The sequence below is a fragment of the Pseudoduganella rhizocola genome (genome assembly GCF_045984285.3).
In the GTDB taxonomy this organism is placed as follows: domain Bacteria; phylum Pseudomonadota; class Gammaproteobacteria; order Burkholderiales; family Burkholderiaceae_D; genus Rugamonas.
In genome coordinates this window covers 511883-527996 of record NZ_JBJQIK030000004.1, presented here as the reverse complement: position 1 = coordinate 527996, position 16114 = coordinate 511883, and the positions used below count along the sequence as shown (strand labels likewise).

Here is a 16114-nt window from a genome sequence, read left to right as displayed (position 1 = left end):
CCCAGCATAAACCTGTCTACGATAGACAGGTCAAGCAATCATTTGCCCCCCTTTATTGGCCAGTCAGGCCGCGGCGCTCCAGCAGGGGCTGGATGACCGCATCGCGGCCGCGGAAATCGCGGTACATCTGCATCGCATCCACAGTGCCGCCGCGCGACAGCAGCATTTTGCGGAAATGGTCGCCGTTCTTGCGCGACATGCCGCCGTTTTCCTTGAACCATTCCACCGCATCGGCATCCAGCTTCTCGGCCCACAGGTAGCCGTAGTAGCCGGCCGAATAGCCGCCGGCGAACACGTGCGAGAAGTAGGTGCTGCGGTAGCGCGGCGGCACGGCGGCGTAGTCCACGCCCGCATCCTTCAGCGCGGCCGCTTCGAAGGCCACTACGTCGGCCGGGATCTGGTCCGGCGCCAGCTGGTGCCAGCGCTGGTCGATGATCGAGGCGGCCAGGTACTCGGTGGTGCGGTGGCCTTCGTTGAACTTGCCGGAAGCGAGCACCTTGTCCAGCAGCTCTTTCGGCATCGGCGCGCCGGTCTGGTAGTGCTTCGCGTAGTTGTTCAGCACTTCGGGCCACACAGCCCACATCTCGTTGACCTGCGAAGGGAATTCCACGTAGTCGCGCGGCACGCGCGTGCCGGAGAAGCGCGGATACTTCACGTTCGAGAACATGCCGTGCAGCGCGTGGCCGAATTCGTGGAAGGCGGTGCGCACTTCGTCGTAGGTCAGCAGGGTCGGTTCGCCGTCAGCCGGTTTCGGAATGTTCAGGTGGTTCGCCACCACCGGTTTGGCGCCGGTCAGCCCGGACTGCGACACATAGGCATTCATCCAGGCGCCGCCACGCTTGTTGCTGCGGGCGTACATATCGGCCAGGAAGATGGCGAGCTGCTTGCCGTCGGCGTCGAACACGTCGAACACGCGCACGTCCGGGTTATACACCGGCAGATCCTTGCGCTCCTTGAAGGTCAGGCCGTACACCTTGTTCGCGGCGAAGAACACGCCGTCGACCAGCACGCGGTTCAGCTCGAAGTAGGGCTTGATCTCGTTGGCGTCGAAAGCGTAGCGCTCCTTGCGCACCTTCTCGGTGTAGAAGGCCCAGTCCGAAGCCTGCAGCTGGAAGCCGCCCTTTTCGGCATCGATGACCTTCTGGATATCGGCGCCTTCGCGGCGCGCATTGGCCACCGCGGGGCGCGCGAACTCGGACAGCAGCTGGTTCACGGCGCCGGTGGTGCGCGCGGTCTGGTCTTCCAGCGTGTAGGCCGCATGGTTTGGATAGCCGAGCAGCGCAGCGCGTTCGGCGCGCAGCTTCGCCAGCTTCAGCACGAGCTCACGGTTATCGAACTCGCCGCCACGGCTGCCGCGCGCCATCGACGCTTCCAGCAGGCGCTGGCGCGTTGTGCGGTCGGTCAGCACTTCCAGCGAAGCCTGGCCGGTGGTGTTCACCAGCGGAATGGCGAACTTGCCTTCCAGCCCGCGTGCTTTGGCGTTGGCGGCTGCGGCTTCAATGGCCTTGTCCGTCATGCCTGCCAGTTCTTCGCGCGTATCGACCACCAGGGCCGATGCATTGGTTTCCTTCAGCACGTTCTGCGCGAAAGCCGTGGACAGGCCGGCCAGCTCCGCGTTGTAGGCCTTCAGCTTCTGCTTGTCGGCGTCGGACAGTTTGGCGCCGGCGCGCACGAAGTCGGTGTGGTAGCGCTCCAGCAGGTACTTCGATTCCGGATCGAGCTTCAGGCTGTCGCGCTTGTCGTACAGCGCCTTCACGCGGGCATACAGCTTGCCGTTCAGGCGGATCGCATCGCTGTGCGCGGCCAGCTTGGGCGCCAGCACGCGGTCGAGCTTCTGCATGTTTTCGTTGGTATTGGCGCCGGACAGGTTGAAGAACACGTTCGACACGCGGGTCAGCGTGGCGCCGCTGCGCTCCATGGCAACGATGGTGTTCTCGAAGGTCGGCGCGGCCTTGTTGTTGGCGATGGCCTCCACTTCGGCCGTCTGCTGGGCGATGCCGGCATCGAAAGCAGGTCCGTAGTCTTCGTCATGGATTTTATCGAAGGGCGGATACTGCAGCGGCAGCGTGCTCGCCTTGGCGAAGGGATTGGAGGCGGCCAGCGCCGGCGCGGCCGGTGCGGCATGCACCACGCCTGCCACGGCAAGACTGGCGGCGATCAACAGCATTTTTGGACGATACATTCAGCAGATCCTTCTTATTTGGCGTTCAGGCCGCGGCGTTCCAGCAGCGGTTCGATCACGGCATCGCGGCCGCGGAAGTTATGGAACAGTTCCATGGCGTCGGCGGTGCCGCCGCGCGACAGCAGGGTTTTGCGGAACCAGTCGCCGTTCTTGCGCAGCAGGCCGCCGTTTTCCTTGAACCATTCCACGCTGTCCGCATCCAGCTTTTCCGACCACAGGTAGGCGTAGTAGCCCGCCGAGTAGCCGCCGGAGAAGGCGTGAGAGAAGTAGGTGGTGCGGTAGCGCGGCGGCACCAGCGCGTAGTCCACGCCGGCATCCTTCAGCGCCGCAGCTTCAAAGGCCAGCACGTCGGAAGGCACTTGCGCAGGCTTGAGCTGGTGCCAGCGCTGGTCCAGCAGCGACGCGGCCAGGTATTCGGTGGTGGTGAAGCCCTGGTTGAACTTGCGCGAGGCCATGACCTTGTCCAGCAATTCCTTCGGCATCGCTTCGCCGGTCTTGTAATGCTTGGCGTAGTTGGCCAGCACTTCCGGCCATACGGCCCACATCTCGTTGACCTGCGACGGGTACTCGACGAAATCGCGCGGCACGCTCGGGCCGGCGAAGCGCGGGTATTTCACGTCCGAGAACATGCCATGCAGCGCGTGGCCGAATTCGTGGAAAGCGGTGCGCACTTCATCGAAGGTCAGCAGCGTAGGTTCGCCCGCAGGCGGCTTGGGGATGTTCAGGTGGTTTGCGACGACAGGCCTGGTGCCCATCAGCTTCGATTGCGACACGTATTCGTTCATCCATGCGCCGCCCTGCTTGTTGCTGCGGGCGTACATGTCGGCGATGAAGATGGCGAGCTGCTTGCCGTCGGCATCGTAGACGTCGAACACGCGCACATCCGGGTTATAGACCGGCAGATCCTTGCGCTCCTTGAAAGTGATGCCGTACAGGCGGGTGGCGGCGAAGAACACGCCGTTCTGCAGCACGCTGTCCAGTTCGAAGTAGGGCTTGAGCTGCTTCTCGTCGAAGGCGTAGCGCTGGGCGCGCACCTTGTCGGTGTAGAAGGCCCAGTCGGCGGCCGTCACCGGCTTGCCTGCAAGGGCTTCCAGGTCGGCGCCTTCGCGGCGGGCATTGTTCACCGCAGGTTTGGCCAGTTCGGCCAGCAGCTTGTTCACATTGGCCGGGGTTTTCGCGGTCTGGTCTTCCAGCGAGTACGCTGCGAAGTTTTCGTAGCCCAGCAGGACCGCCTGATCGGCGCGCAGCGTGGCCAGCTTGCGCACCACTTCGCGGTTGTCGAATTCTCCGCCATGGCTGCCGCGCGCCTGCGACGCCGCCATCAGGCGGGCGCGCACGCTTTCGTTGGTCAGCTCCGCCAGCGGCGGCTGGCCGGTGGTGTTCATCAGCGCGATCACATATTTGCCCGCCAGGCCGCGCTCCTTGGCTGCAGCGGCGGCGGCGTTGATGGCGGCTTCGGACATGCCGGCCAGTTCTTCGCGCGTGTCGACCACCAGGGCGGAGGCATTGGTTTCCTTCAGCACGTTCTGGGTGAAGGTGGTTTGCAGCGTGGCGATCTGGCCGTTCAGGGCTTTCAGCTTTTCCTTGTCGGCCGCATTCAGCTTGGCGCCGGCGCGCACGAAGTCCAGGTGGTAGCGTTCGAGCAGGTAGGCCGATTCGGCATCGAGGCTCAGCTTGTCGCGCTTGTCGTACAGCGACTGGATGCGCTGGAACAGTTTGGCGTTCAGGTAGATGGCGTCGGCGTGTGCAGCCAGCTTGGGCGACATTTCCTGGTCGATCGCGTCCAGCGCGTCATTGGTATTCGCGCCCTGCAGGTTGCTGAATGCGGTGCGCACGCGGCGCAGCAACTGGCCTCCGCGCTCCAGCGCCACAACGGTGTTCTCGAAGGTGGCCGGTTTCGGATTATTGGCGATGGCCGCCACTTCCTTCAGCTCCTGCTCCATGCCGGCCTTGAAGGCGGGCGCGAAGTGCTCGTTGCGGATCTTGTCGAAGGCAGGATACTGCAGCGGCAGGGTGCTGGCCTTGAAGAAGGGGTTTGCAGCGGCGGCGGCCGGGGCGGCGCAGGCGATGTTTGCGAATGCGAGCCCCATGCTGGCGGCGAGAACGATCATTGCTGGTCTGGTCATATCGTGGTCCGTAGAACGCCAATCGGACGCCGCCAGTTCCGGCGGCGTGTGAACTCACGATCATAGCAGGGAGATTACGGCGTGGCGATTGTGCAGCGCAGCGCATCCGCCTGGTGCGACACGTGGTCGCGCCCCACCACGGCAAACACCTTCTTTCCTTCACGGACGGCAGCAGCGAGGCGTTCCACCATCGTGATATTGCGGAAGGCGCTGGACTGCGCATTGACCTCGTTGGTGAACACGCCGCCAGTATCGGCCGATTTCGCCGCCGGATCGAACCAGCGCGACGGAGCCTGCCACCATTGCGCAGGCTCCTGCCAATAGCGGCGGTAAGCCTGGGCCACATCGGCGGAAGTACGGAAAGGAATGGCATTCAGGCCCAGGCCCGCGGCGCGTTCCAGCAGCTGGTCTATGGCCTTCGTGATCTCCGCCTCGCCCATATTGCGCCGCTCGCGCAGGCGTGCAGCCTCGCGCAGGGTGAAGAACAGGCCCACCTGGTCGGCGCTGAAGTGCTTGAGCAGGTGGGCGGTTTCGTCCTTCGGATCCGGTTCAAGACGGCGCAGTTCCGCGCCGTCGCGTGCCGCCAGCCAGCGCAGGAAACCCGATTCGCCGGCCTGGCGGATGGCATCTTCACGGCCGGCGGGCAGCGGACGGTTCGGCCCTTCGTAGAAGGCGACTTGCGGACGCTGGGCATTCCACTGGCGCTCGATTTCCGCGAACTGCTTGTCCGCAGGATCGGAGGAATGCCGGGCGCCGAAGTAGGACAGCTGTCCTGCCCCGGAGGCCAGCGACAGCTGGTATTCCGGCTTTTCGATGGGCGTGGTGTAGGGGATCAGGCGTTCGCTGCATGGCGCGGCGACAGCGCTGGCCGATGCAAGGGAAAGAAGGAGGATGAATGTTTTCATGCGCGCAGCATAGCCGCTGCAGGCGCTGGCGCCAGTGCTTTTCCGACGAATGTCCGTACCGCGTGGATGAACTGCATCCGGCGCCGACGAACGATCAGTAATGCGGCGGACGCTCGTTCAGCGGCTGCTGGTTCGCGTCGCGGTTGCGCATATGCTCGGCCAGGGCCTGCAGCATGGCTTCCAGCTTGTCGATCTGTTTTTGCTGCTCGTAGACGCGCTGGTTCAGGGACTCCACCAGGTCTTCCTGGTGCGCCAGCTTGATTTCGATATCGATGAAACGGTCTTCACTGCTCACTGCTTGTTCTCCGCGATTGGGCCGCGCCGTATCGGCGCGGCCCCGCATCTTACTTCAGATTACTTCAGATAGACACCGCCGCACAGCACGAGGTCTGCTTCGGGAATGCAGTACATGGCTTTCGGTTCGATCTTGCCGCTGACCGGATTGGTGAACTTGTATTCCTGCCAGAACGGCGCCTTCTTCGCGGCGATGGCCATACGCTCCTTGATGAAGGCCTTGCCGTCGACGTCCTTCATTTCCAGTGTGTTCTTGCCGATCATGCGGGCGTTGGCGCCGTGCGCCTGCACCGTGCCGTCGGTGGTGTAGATGGTGATGTACAGGTCGCGGTCCACGAACTGGCCGTCTTTTTTGCTTGCCTCGGCGAAGGTCTTGTCGCGGCCGTTCGCTTTCAGGTAGGCCACGGCCTTGCGCACCATGGCTTCGGCTTCCGGTTTGGTGGCCATCTCCGCCGCGCCGGCGGTGACGGAAACGGCGGCGATCACGCCGGCGAGCAGCAGCTTACGTGCAGAAAAGTCAATCATTTCAAGTCTCCCATATAGTTATGTAGCGCCGGATGGCGTAACCCATCCTAGCACCGGAACATTAACTTCTGGGAGCAGAAAGTAACTCTTTCATGCGCGCGAGCCGTTCGCGTGGCGTTAACACCTCAGATTCCTTCGGCGGCGCATCGCCAACATCCAGCTGCATCTCCGCGATGAAGCGCGAGACGTCGCAATGCACCTGTTCACCGGCACGCTTGCGTTTTTTGCACCACGTGAGCTGGAGGGTGCGCTGCGCGCGCGTGATACCCACATACATCAGGCGCCGTTCTTCCTCGATGCGCTGGGCCAGCGTTTCCACCGGCGCATCCGGATCGCCCTTATGCGGCAGGATGCCTTCCTCCACACCGACCAGGAACACGTGCGGGTACTCCAGCCCTTTCGAGGCGTGCAGGGTGGACATGCGGATCGCATCGGGGTCTTCGTCCTTCCCCTCCAGCATGGACATCAGCGCCACCATCTGCGTGAGCTCCAGCACATTGCGTTCTTCGCCCTCGCGGTCCTTGCCGCCGCGGCCGCGGTCCTTCAGCCAGTTCACGAAATCGAGCACGTTCTGGAACTTGCTCTGCGCCGCGCGCTCTTCGAAGGAGTCGTACAGGTAGTGCTCGTAATTGATGGCTTCCATCAGGTCGTCCAGCACCTGCGCCGCATTGTCGCCGCTGCCGGAAGGACCGGGACGGCTGGCGCGCGATTCCAGGTTGTTGATGAAGTTGCAGAAATCGCGCAAGGGCTTCAACTGGCGGTCGTTCAGCTTCGCTTCGATGCCGCCCTTGAACACGGCTTCGAACAGCGAGCATTGCCACTGGCCCGAGAAGGCGCCCAGCACTTCCAGCGTGGACTGGCCGATGCCGCGGCGCGGCGTGGTCACGGCGCGGATGAAGGCCGGGTCATCGTCCTGGTTGGCCAGCAGGCGCAGGTAGGCGATGATGTCCTTGATTTCCGCCTTGTCGAAGAAGCTCTGGCCGCCGGAGATGGTGTAGGGAATGCGCTGGTTGCGCAGCGCCTGCTCGATCACGCGCGCCTGGTGATTGCCGCGATAGAGGATCGCGTAGTCGGACCACTTGTTCTTGCGCTCGAAATGGTCGGCCGAGATCATGATGGCAACCTGCTCGGCCTCCTGCTCGTCGTTCGCCATCGCGTGCACCTTGATCGGTTCGCCGAGGCCGTGCTCGGACCACAGCGCCTTCTCGAACAGCTTGGGATTGTTCGAGATGACGGCGTTCGCCGCCTGCAGGATGCGCGTGGTGGAGCGGTAGTTCTGTTCCAGCTTGATCAACTTGAGGTCGGGGAAGTCGACCTTGAGGTTACTCAGGTTTTCAATGGTGGCGCCGCGCCACGCGTAAATGGCCTGGTCGTCGTCGCCCACCGCCGTGAACATGGGCTTCTTGCCGAGGCCCGTGACCATCAGCTTCACCAGTTCGTACTGGCAGGTGTTGGTGTCCTGGTATTCGTCCACCAGCAGGTAGCGCAGGCGACGCTGCCATTTGTCGCGCACCGTGTCCACGTTGCGGAACAGTTCCACCGGCAGGCGGATCAGGTCATCGAAGTCCACCGCCTGGTAGGCCGACAGGGTGGCGACGTAGCTGGCGTAGATGCGCGCCGACTGCGCTTCGTCTTCGGTCTGCGCGTTGCGCAGCGCCAGCTCTGGCGTGACCAGGCCGTTCTTCCACAGCGAGATATCGTTCTGGATGCGGCGGATCAGCTGCTTGTCCGTGGTGATGGCAAGATCCTGCACCAGCGAATAGCAGTCGTCGCTGTCCATGATGGAGAAGCGGTCCTTCAGGCCCAGGTGGTTGGCTTCCTGCCGCAGTATCTTCACGCCCAGCGAGTGGAAGGTGGACACGGTCAGCAGCTTGGCCTGGCGCGGCTGCTTGAGCATCTTGCCCACACGCTCCTGCATTTCCAGCGCGGCCTTGTTGGTGAAGGTCAGCGCGGCGATGGTGCGCGGATCGTAGCCGCGGTCTTCGATCAGGTGCGTGATCTTCTGCGTGATGACGCGCGTCTTGCCGGACCCCGCGCCCGCCAGCACAAGGGCGGGACCGTCGAGATACAGCACGGCTTCGCTTTGCGGCCCGTTAAGGCCAAATTGTGGTGCATTGGACATGATTTCAGGCAGGAAGGAACAACTCAGCCGGTCATTGTAACGCGACAAGCATTGATATTTGGGCCTGCGGCAGAATATAGTGGCATCAAGCCTCCTCTTTTAAGAGCCAGCACTATGAAATTTGAGCACCTCATTGAAATCAACGATCCGCTGAACCCGCTGATCGATACCATCAGCCACGAGCAGCTGTGGCGCGGCCTGGTGCTGCGCGCGGAGTCGCCGAAACTGTTCGTGCCGCACCTGGACGAATGCACGATTGCCGACCGCAGCGAAACCAGTTTCAGCCGGGTGCAGCGCTACGGCGACCTGGTCATCAATGACCGCGTGCTGCTGGAATACCCGCACCGGGTGCGGGTGGAAGTGGCGGCGCAGGGCGAGATCAGCAAGTCCAGCCTGACCATGACCATCGAGGAACCGCAGCCGGACCGCCTGTATGTACGCTTCGAGTACGACGACAACCATGATGCCGCGACCGACGAAGCCAACGCCATGTATGACGAGTTCCGCCGCTCGGCCTACCAGGAATCGGATATCGACACCATCCGCGTGCTGCGCGCCCTCGCCGAAGAAGGCCGGCTGGATGCCCTGCTGAATTAGGGCGCGGCGGCGCGGCCCCAGGCCGTTTCCATGCGCAGCTCTATCTGCGCCTGTTCCGCGCTGAGCACATCGCGGATGCTGTTCATCTCCACGCGGGTATCGCGCTGCAGGAAGGGCTCCAGCGGCGCGCCGCGCGGGCCTATCATGGACAGTACGCGCGGCGTGGTGGAATTGCTGCCGCGCCGCCATACCACACCGATTTCCCCGTTCTGCAGGCGCACGAAGGTGCCGATCGGGTACACCCCCAGCTCACGGATCAGCACTGCGCTCAGCTGCGCGTCCAGGCCCTGGCGCGCTTCCAGCAGGATGTCGCGCAGCGCCAGGTTGGGCAGCATGGCGCGCCGCCTGGCGCGGTCGGCCACGCGGGCGCAGTAGCGGTCGGCCAGCGCCAGCAGCTTGGCGGGCGCGGGAATCTCCTCACCCTTGAGCCCGGCCGGATAGCCGCTGCCGTCTTCATTCTCATGATGGGCCTGTACGCACAGCAGCCATAGTTCATCGTCGATGCCGGCCTGGCGCAGCAGCGCCGAACCGGTGTTCGGATGCGCGCGCACCACGGCCTGGTCGGCTTCCGACAGCTCGCCCTGTTCGGGCACATTGTGCATGCCCACGTTCATGGTGAGCGCGGCCAGCACCATGCTGCGGGTTTCCTCTTCGCTGCGCTTGATGGCGCGCGCCGCAATCAGCGCCACCACGGCCGTGTCGACGCAATGGCGCACGCGGTAGGGTCCGCTGCGCTGGTTATGCAGCACGCTGGCGGCGGCCACTTCGTCGCTGACTTCGACGGCTTTGATGATAAGGCTGGCAATATCTTCCAGCAGGGGACGCACATTGCTGGCGCCGCTGACGATGCCCTGCAATACGGGGGCCAGATGGCCGGTTGCCTGGGTCAGCAGGCGCAGCGCCGACACCGGTTCGGCGGCCTTGGGCGCAAGTTCGGAAGGCATGCTGAGGTCTTCGATGAAGCCGCGCGCCACCAGGCTTTCGACCTGGGCTTCGTTGGCAATGCGGTGGCCCTTGCGCACCAGCAGCGAACCATTTTCGCCATAGACGTCCCACGCGACGGTTTCCCCCTCGCGGATATCGCCATATGTCAGTCGCCGGATGCCCATGCCGCCCCTCTTGATTCTTATAGTGTAGCTCGTCTTCTGCGGACGAATATTGCCAAGAATCAAGAGTCTATAGCAAATTTTCAAGCTTTATGGCTAAATTTCAATAGCGCGCGATGCAGCTGTTGTTTTTGCCTCACGGGCCGGGGGTGCAGTCGGGACAATCCGGCTCGCTGCCGGGCGGCCGGGCCAGCTGCTGGGCCAGGTCGCGCAGGGCGGTGCGCAGGCCTTCCTCGACTACCGGATGGTAGAAGGGCATGTCCAGCATGGCTTTCACCGTCAGGCCCGCCTGCACCGACCAGGCCAGCAGGTGGCCGATATGCTCGGTGCGCGGGCCGATCATTTCGGCGCCCAGGAAACGGCCGCTGCCGTATTCGCCGTAGACGCGCAGCAGTCCCCGGTTTTGCAGCATCACGCGGCTGCGCCCCTGGTTGGCGAAGGACACATGTCCCACAGCGAAGCGGCCATGATGGCTGGCGCACAGGTCGCGGTAGTCCGCGCCGAGGGTGACGATATTCGGTTCGGTGAAGGCGATGGTGAGCGGCGTGCGGCGCAGGCCGGGCTCCACCTGCGGGTAAAGCGCGGCGTTGTGGCCCGCGATGCGGCCCTGGTCGGCGGCCTCCCCCAGCAGGGGCAGTTCGTCGTTGGCGTCGCCCGCGATGAAGATGGGGCTGGCGCCGCATTGCATGGTGTGGCGGTCGTACAGCGGAATGCCGCGCCGGTCGCGCTCGATGCCCGCGTATTCCAGGCCCAGGGCGTGCACGTTCGGCTCGCGGCCGATGGCGGCCAGCACAAACTGGAAGCGCTCGCGCCGCTCTTCGCCATCCGCGCCCCGCGTGGTCAAGGCCAGCTGGCCACCATCGGCCTCCACGCTCACCACCTGGGTCTGGAAGCGCAGGTCGAGTTCCTCGGCCAGCACGGCGCCGGCCGTTTTCAGTACTTCCGGATCGCCCAGCTGGGCCACGCTGCTGCCGCGCGCAACGATGGCGACCCGTACGCCGAGCCGGTGCAGGGCCTGGCCCAGCTCCAGGCCGATCACGCCGGTGCCGATGACGGCCACCGATTCCGGCAGGGTAGTCCATTCGAACACGGCGTCGCTGCTGATGACGCCGGGGCCGGCCTTGCGCCATTCTTCCGGCACGATGGGCGAGGAGCCGGTGGCAATCACAATGCGTTCGGCCTGCACTGCGGTGTGGTCGCCGACCAGCAGCCGGTCCGGCGCCGTAAAGCGCGCGTAGCCACGCAGCTTGTCCTCGGCCGGAATCTCGTCCACGCCTTCCAGCACGAAGCCGACAAAGCGGTCGCGCTCGCTGCGCACGCGCGCCATCACCGCTTCGCCATCGATGCGCACCGGGCCGGCATGGACGCCGAAAGCCTCCGCTTTTTCGGCCGTGTGGGCCGCTTCGGCCGCCGCGATCAGCAGCTTGCTGGGCATGCAGCCCACGCGGGCGCAGGTGGTGCCGTAGGGCCCGCCCTCGATCAGCACCGCACGTTTGCCTGCGGCGCGGGCAGCGCGGTAGGCCGTCAGTCCGGCAGTGCCGGCGCCGATGATGGCGACATCAGTGTGTAGTTCGTTCATGTGGCGATACTACACGCAAGTATTGATCTGCGCCGGGGCGGCCTCGCACAGTTGTATTAGCCTTGCTTATCTTTTTTGCTTTCTATAAGCTTCACTTATGGAAAATCTCGATTACCGCGCCCTTGCCGTGCTCGATGCGGTCGCCAGCCACGGCAGCTTCGACAAGGCGGCGGCAGCGCTCGGCATCAGCCAGCCCGCCGTCTCCCAGCGCATCAAGGCGCTGGAAGACGCCGCCGGCCGCCTGCTGATCGTGCGCGGCTCGCCGGCCGAAGCCACCGGCCTGGGCCAGCGCCTGATTTCCCATTACCGCAGCGTGAAGCTGATGGAGGCCGCGCTGGACATCGACCTGGGCCACCGCGTCAGCATGCCGGAGATTTCGGTGGCGGTGGACGCGGCCAGCCTGGCCACCTGGTTCCCGCTGGTGCTGCCGCCGCTGCTGTCGCCGCCCCGCTGCCAGCTCGATGTGCGCGCACTCGAACATGGCGCGGCCATGCACCTGCTGCGCGAAGGTGGCGTGTTCGGCTGCGTGGCGGAAGGTGCGGCGGCGGAACTGAAAGGCCCATCGGCCACGCCGCTGGGCGCCATGCGCTATGTGTGCGTGGCCACGCCTGCTTTCGCAGGCCACTGGTTCGGCGACGGCTTCATGCGCGAGGCGGTGCCGCTGGCGCCGGCCGTCGTACACGACCGCGAGCTGATGTCGCGCTTCCTGAAGGAGCACCTGGCGTTCGAGGGCCAGTTCCCGCACCATACGCTGCCGCTGTCCACGGCGCTCAACGACACGCTGTTCAACAGCCTGGCCTACGGCCTGCTGCCTTACCTGCAGGCGGCGCATGCGCTGTCGCAGGGCACCTTGGTTGACCTCTCGCCGGGCAACTACATCGACGTGCCCCTGTACTGGCATGCATGGGAACTGGACACCCCCTTCACGCGCGCGCTCACCGAACAGGTGCTCACCACGGCAAGGCGCTACCTGGTGCAGCCTTAGATATCCAGCGGGTCCACTTCCAGCGACCACTTCACGCGCGTTTTCATGGCGCGCAGTTCCGTCATCCACACTTTGAGGAAAGCCTGCAGAGCGGGCCGTGATGCCGACTCCACCAGCAGCTGGGCGCGGTCCACATTGTGCACGCGCGTCATGCTCATGGGGATGGGATCGTTGATGGTGATGCCCTGATGCTCGACGCCGTCGCGCGCCGCCTGCAGGAAGTCGATGGCCGTGGCCAGCTCCGGCGCCTCCGCCCGCAGCATGGCCTGGAACAGGTAGGGCGGCAGGCCCGCCTGCTTGCGTTCATCCAGCAGCGCGGTCGCGAAATGGTCGTAGTCGTGGTTGACGACGGCCGCATACAGCGGGTGCTGGGTGTAGCGGGTCTGGATCAGCACTTCGCTGGCGCTGCCGCCTTCCTTCTGCGCGGCGCGGCCCGCGCGGCCCGCCACCTGCATCAGCTGCGCGAACAGGCGCTCGCTGGCGCGGTAGTCCTGCGAGAACAGCGCCGTATCGGGATTCAGGATGCCGACCAGCGTGAGCTTCTTGAAGTCATGTCCCTTCGCGACCATCTGCGTGCCGATCAGGATATCGACATCGCCGCGGTGCACGGTATCGAAAGCCTCCTGCGCGCTGCCCTTGCGGCGGGTGGAGTCGGCGTCGATGCGCAGGATGCGCGCTTCCGGAAACAGCGCCTGCAAACCTTCCTCCACGCGCTGCGTGCCGCGCCCGATCGGCTGCAGGTCCACATTGCCGCAAGTCGGGCAGTGGCGCGGAATGCGCATCTCCAGGCTGCAGTGGTGGCAGCGCAGGCGGTGCTCCGGCTTGTGCAGCACCATGAAGGCTGTGCAGCGCTTGCAGTCGCTGATCCAGCCGCAGGACTCGCAGCAGATCACCGGCGAATAGCCGCGCCGGTTCAGGAACAGCAGCGACTGTTCGCCGCGCTCCATGCGCAGGCGCAGCGCCGACACCAGTTGCGAAGTCAGTCCGTCCTTCGGCTTGTCGCGCTCCATATCGAGCAGGCGCACTGCCGGCAGCACAGCCTGTTTGACGGCGCGCTCGCGCAGCTCCAGCTTGCGGTAGCGCTTCGACAGGGCGTGATGCCAGGTTTCCAGCGAGGGCGTGGCGGAACCGAGCACGATGGGAATCTGCAGCTGCCATGCGCGCCACACGGCGAGGTCGCGCGCCGAATAGCGCAGGCCTTCCTGCTGCTTGTATGAAGGGTCGTGCTCCTCGTCGATGACGATCAGCTTGAGATGCGGCATCGATGCCAGCACCGCCAGCCGCGTGCCCAGCACGATGCGCGCGCGCCCCTCATGCGCGGCCAGCCAGTGCAACATGCGCTCGCCTTCGGACAGGCTGCTGTGCAGCGTGGACAGCATGACGCCGGGGAAGCGCGCGCGGATATTGGCTTCCAGCTGCGGCGTTAGATTGATTTCGGGGACCAGGATCAGGATCTGCCCATCCGGCTCGCGCGCCAGCACCTGGGCGCAGGCCTGCAGATAGACTTCGGTTTTGCCGCTGCCCGTCACGCCGTACAGCAGCGCGGGCTGAAAGCCCTGGGCGCCGCCGATGGCATCCGCCGCCGCCTGCTGGGCGGCATTCAGCGCGGGCATGCCGACCGGCTGCGCGTCATGCACGGCCTCCTGCTTTGCAAGCTTCTTGATGGCGCGGTCCAGCGCCACCGTGGTGAGCACACGCAGGTTCTTCGGCAAGCCCGGCAAGGCGACCTCGCCCAGCGGGCGTTGATAGTACTCGGCGGCAAAGCCCGCCAGCGCCAGCCATTGCGGCGACAGCGGCGCCAGCTGGCTGCGCACGGCCATCGCATCTTTCAGCTTCTCCGCAGGCACATCCGTTTCCTGCAGGATCTCGACAATCAGGCCCACCACCTCGCGCCGCCCGAAGGGCACCACGGCAAGCTGGCCCGGCTGCGGCACATCGCCAGCCCAGCGGTAATCGAACACCGCGTTCAGCGGCGTGTCGAGGGCAATGCGGAGAATGCAGGAACTATCCACAGATTCTGGGGATAACTTTGTGAACAAGGGCAGAGCGAAGGGAAGAAAGTAACATGGGATTTGTAGGATTACACGCTATTGGCCTGAAAACACAGTTTTTTTCTTCTTTAAAATCAGCCACTTGCAAATGCCTTCCCAGAGGAGCCAAAACCGTCATTTCTTCATGCCTTCTGTGCATAAGTCGGGACCGCCAACCCCAGAACGCGCCCAAAATCAAGTCTTTTTTTGTACTTGGGGCCGCACCGCGTATGCGGCGATGCAACAGAAACCTGATGTGCAACTTTAATATTTTTACTAAGTGCCGGTTTACTAAGCAGTTTTCAAATTTCTCCACAGTTTTTGTGGATAACTTTGTGGAGAATACCACTGCAACATCTGCTGCCTCTACGAATAAGGTTTACTTATAGCAAAATATTGCTCAAATCACCAAAGGAAAACCTCAACAAATACAGTGACTTAGCAAGAGGCTTCCCTCTGAGGAAGAAATCGCCGCTTTTCCTTCCCCAGCAGAAAAAAATGTGTATAACTGGGGGGTGCAGCTCAGCCGCGCATCGCCTTGCTATGCGCGTGAACCGTTTCCACCATCACAGCCACCGATTCTGGCGGTGTGAACTGGCTGATGCCATGACCCAGGTTAAAGACGTGGCCGGTATTGTGCCTGCCATAAGACTCCAGCACGCGCACGACCTCCGCCCGGATCTGGTCCGGATTGGCAAACAGGATGGCCGGATCGAGATTGCCCTGCAGCGCGACCTTGTGGCCCACCTGTTCGCGCACCTTGCCCAGGTTGGCCGTCCAGTCCAGGCCCATGGCATCGGCGCCAATACCGGCGATCTCCCCGGCCCAGTGGCCGCCGCCCTTGGTGAACACGATGGCTGGGATTTTGACGCCGTCTTTCTCGCGTTGCAGCAATGAGACAACCTTCTGCATGTACTGCAGCGAGAACTGCTGGTAGGCGCCGTCGGCCAGCGCGCCGCCCCAGGAATCGAAGATCATCACCGCCTGGGCGCCGGCATCGATCTGGGCGTTCAGGTATTCCGCCACCGCGCGGGCATTCAGGTTCAGGATGTGGTGCATCAGGTCCGGGCGGCCATACAGCATCTTCTTGATGGTGTGGAACTCGCGCGAGCCCTGGCCTTCCACCATATAGCAGGCCAATGTCCATGGGCTGCCGGAGAAGCCGATCAGCGGCACGCGGCCATTCAGCTCGGTGCGGATCTGGGTCACGGCCTTGAACACATAGTCCAGCGAGCCCGGTTCCGGCAGGCGCAGCGCCTGCACATCGGCTTCCGTTTTCAGCGGACGCTCGAATTTCGGACCTTCGCCTTCCACGAAATACAGGCCCAGGCCCATGGCGTCCGGCACCGTCAGGATGTCGGAGAACAGGATGGCGGCGTCCAGCGGATAGCGGTCGATCGGCTGCAGCGTGACTTCGGTGGCCAGGTCCGGGTTGGTGGCCAGCCCCATGAACGAACCCGCCTTCTCGCGCGTGGCGCGGTATTCCGGCAGGTAGCGGCCCGCCTGGCGCATCAGCCACACCGGGGTGTACTCGGTTGGCTGGCGCAGCAGGGCGCGCAGGAAAGTATCGTTCTTGAGAGGGGCAAATTGTGGCATGAGAGGCAATCAAAAGCGGGACGAAAGAGTTATTATCGCATTCCTGCTGCTACTTTTTCGTGATTCG

12 protein-coding genes are annotated in these 16114 nt (G+C 63.8%); 2 read left to right on the top strand and 10 right to left on the bottom strand.

The features are described from left to right. Nucleotides 1–52: 52 nt before the first annotated feature. The 6 genes from ACJRPG_RS12805 to ACJRPG_RS12780 all read right to left on the bottom strand — a co-directional run bounded on the left by ACJRPG_RS12805 (nt 53) and on the right by ACJRPG_RS12780 (nt 8154). A complete protein-coding gene (locus ACJRPG_RS12805; protein WP_408000469.1) occupies nt 53–2182 on the bottom strand; it encodes a M3 family metallopeptidase in 2130 nt (709 codons plus the stop codon). 14 nt (nt 2183–2196) lie between these two features. Further along, nucleotides 2197–4308, bottom strand: a complete 2112-nt coding sequence (locus tag ACJRPG_RS12800; protein WP_408000468.1) for a M3 family metallopeptidase — start codon at nt 4306–4308, stop codon at nt 2197–2199. A gap of 74 nt (nt 4309–4382) precedes the next feature. Continuing rightward, nucleotides 4383–5213 (bottom strand): hypothetical protein, encoded by an 831-nt coding sequence (locus ACJRPG_RS12795; RefSeq protein WP_408000467.1) that lies wholly within the window; start codon nt 5211–5213, stop codon nt 4383–4385. Between the two features lie 94 nt (nt 5214–5307). After that, nucleotides 5308–5508, bottom strand: a complete 201-nt coding sequence (locus ACJRPG_RS12790; protein ID WP_408000466.1) for a SlyX family protein — start codon at nt 5506–5508, stop codon at nt 5308–5310. Between the two features lie 59 nt (nt 5509–5567). Continuing rightward, on the bottom strand, nt 5568–6032 hold the full coding sequence (locus tag ACJRPG_RS12785; RefSeq protein ID WP_408000465.1) for a cache domain-containing protein: 465 nt from the start codon (nt 6030–6032) through the stop codon (nt 5568–5570). 61 nt (nt 6033–6093) lie between these two features. Then, nucleotides 6094–8154 carry a UvrD-helicase domain-containing protein gene (locus ACJRPG_RS12780; RefSeq protein WP_408000464.1) on the bottom strand — a complete coding sequence of 687 codons (2061 nt, stop codon included), beginning with the start codon at nt 8152–8154 and terminating at the stop codon, nt 6094–6096. A gap of 114 nt (nt 8155–8268) precedes the next feature. On the opposite strand from ACJRPG_RS12780, the gene ACJRPG_RS12775 reads away from it, so the two are divergent. After that, nucleotides 8269–8751, top strand: coding sequence for an SRPBCC family protein (locus tag ACJRPG_RS12775; protein ID WP_408000463.1), 483 nt, complete (start codon nt 8269–8271; stop codon nt 8749–8751). Here the strand turns inward: ACJRPG_RS12775 and ACJRPG_RS12770 are convergent. Both ACJRPG_RS12770 and ACJRPG_RS12765 read right to left on the bottom strand, forming a co-directional pair. Then, the gene (locus tag ACJRPG_RS12770; protein WP_408000462.1) at nt 8748–9860 is read right to left on the bottom strand and encodes an HD-GYP domain-containing protein; all 1113 of its coding nucleotides are present in this window, start codon (nt 9858–9860) and stop codon (nt 8748–8750) included. The two genes, ACJRPG_RS12775 and ACJRPG_RS12770, sit on opposite strands and share 4 nt — an antisense overlap. 133 nt (nt 9861–9993) lie before the next feature. After that, nucleotides 9994–11436, bottom strand: a complete 1443-nt coding sequence (locus tag ACJRPG_RS12765) for a dihydrolipoyl dehydrogenase (RefSeq protein ID WP_408000461.1) — start codon at nt 11434–11436, stop codon at nt 9994–9996. Between the two features lie 97 nt (nt 11437–11533). Here ACJRPG_RS12765 and ACJRPG_RS12760 point away from each other — a divergent pair, with 97 nt between their 5' ends. Next, entirely contained in the window at nt 11534–12421 is an 888-nt protein-coding gene (locus ACJRPG_RS12760) for an ArgP/LysG family DNA-binding transcriptional regulator (RefSeq protein ID WP_408000460.1), read from the top strand. Here ACJRPG_RS12760 and ACJRPG_RS12755 read toward each other — a convergent pair. Both ACJRPG_RS12755 and hemE read right to left on the bottom strand, forming a co-directional pair. Continuing rightward, nucleotides 12418–14433, bottom strand: a complete 2016-nt coding sequence (locus tag ACJRPG_RS12755) for a primosomal protein N' (RefSeq protein ID WP_408000459.1) — start codon at nt 14431–14433, stop codon at nt 12418–12420. The two genes, ACJRPG_RS12760 and ACJRPG_RS12755, sit on opposite strands and share 4 nt — an antisense overlap. Before the next feature lie 540 nt (nt 14434–14973). Beyond that, complete coding sequence (gene hemE, locus ACJRPG_RS12750; protein ID WP_408000458.1) at nt 14974–16047, bottom strand: uroporphyrinogen decarboxylase; 1074 nt, start codon at nt 16045–16047, stop codon at nt 14974–14976. Nucleotides 16048–16114: the final 67 nt, after the last annotated feature.

What these genes read in the sequence shown, in the direction of transcription:
- ACJRPG_RS12805 (WP_408000469.1), bottom strand. Translation starts at nt 2,182, where the DNA reads ATGTATCGTCCAAAAATGCTGTTGATCGCCGCCAGTCTTGCCGTGGCA.
- ACJRPG_RS12760 (WP_408000460.1), top strand. Translation starts at nt 11,534, where the DNA reads ATGGAAAATCTCGATTACCGCGCCCTTGCCGTGCTCGATGCGGTCGCC.
- ACJRPG_RS12800 (WP_408000468.1), bottom strand. Translation starts at nt 4,308, where the DNA reads ATGACCAGACCAGCAATGATCGTTCTCGCCGCCAGCATGGGGCTCGCA.
- ACJRPG_RS12770 (WP_408000462.1), bottom strand. Translation starts at nt 9,860, where the DNA reads ATGGGCATCCGGCGACTGACATATGGCGATATCCGCGAGGGGGAAACC.
- ACJRPG_RS12795 (WP_408000467.1), bottom strand. Translation starts at nt 5,213, where the DNA reads ATGAAAACATTCATCCTCCTTCTTTCCCTTGCATCGGCCAGCGCTGTC.
- ACJRPG_RS12785 (WP_408000465.1), bottom strand. Translation starts at nt 6,032, where the DNA reads ATGATTGACTTTTCTGCACGTAAGCTGCTGCTCGCCGGCGTGATCGCC.
- ACJRPG_RS12780 (WP_408000464.1), bottom strand. Translation starts at nt 8,154, where the DNA reads ATGTCCAATGCACCACAATTTGGCCTTAACGGGCCGCAAAGCGAAGCC.
- hemE (WP_408000458.1), bottom strand. Translation starts at nt 16,047, where the DNA reads ATGCCACAATTTGCCCCTCTCAAGAACGATACTTTCCTGCGCGCCCTG.
- ACJRPG_RS12765 (WP_408000461.1), bottom strand. Translation starts at nt 11,436, where the DNA reads ATGAACGAACTACACACTGATGTCGCCATCATCGGCGCCGGCACTGCC.
- ACJRPG_RS12775 (WP_408000463.1), top strand. Translation starts at nt 8,269, where the DNA reads ATGAAATTTGAGCACCTCATTGAAATCAACGATCCGCTGAACCCGCTG.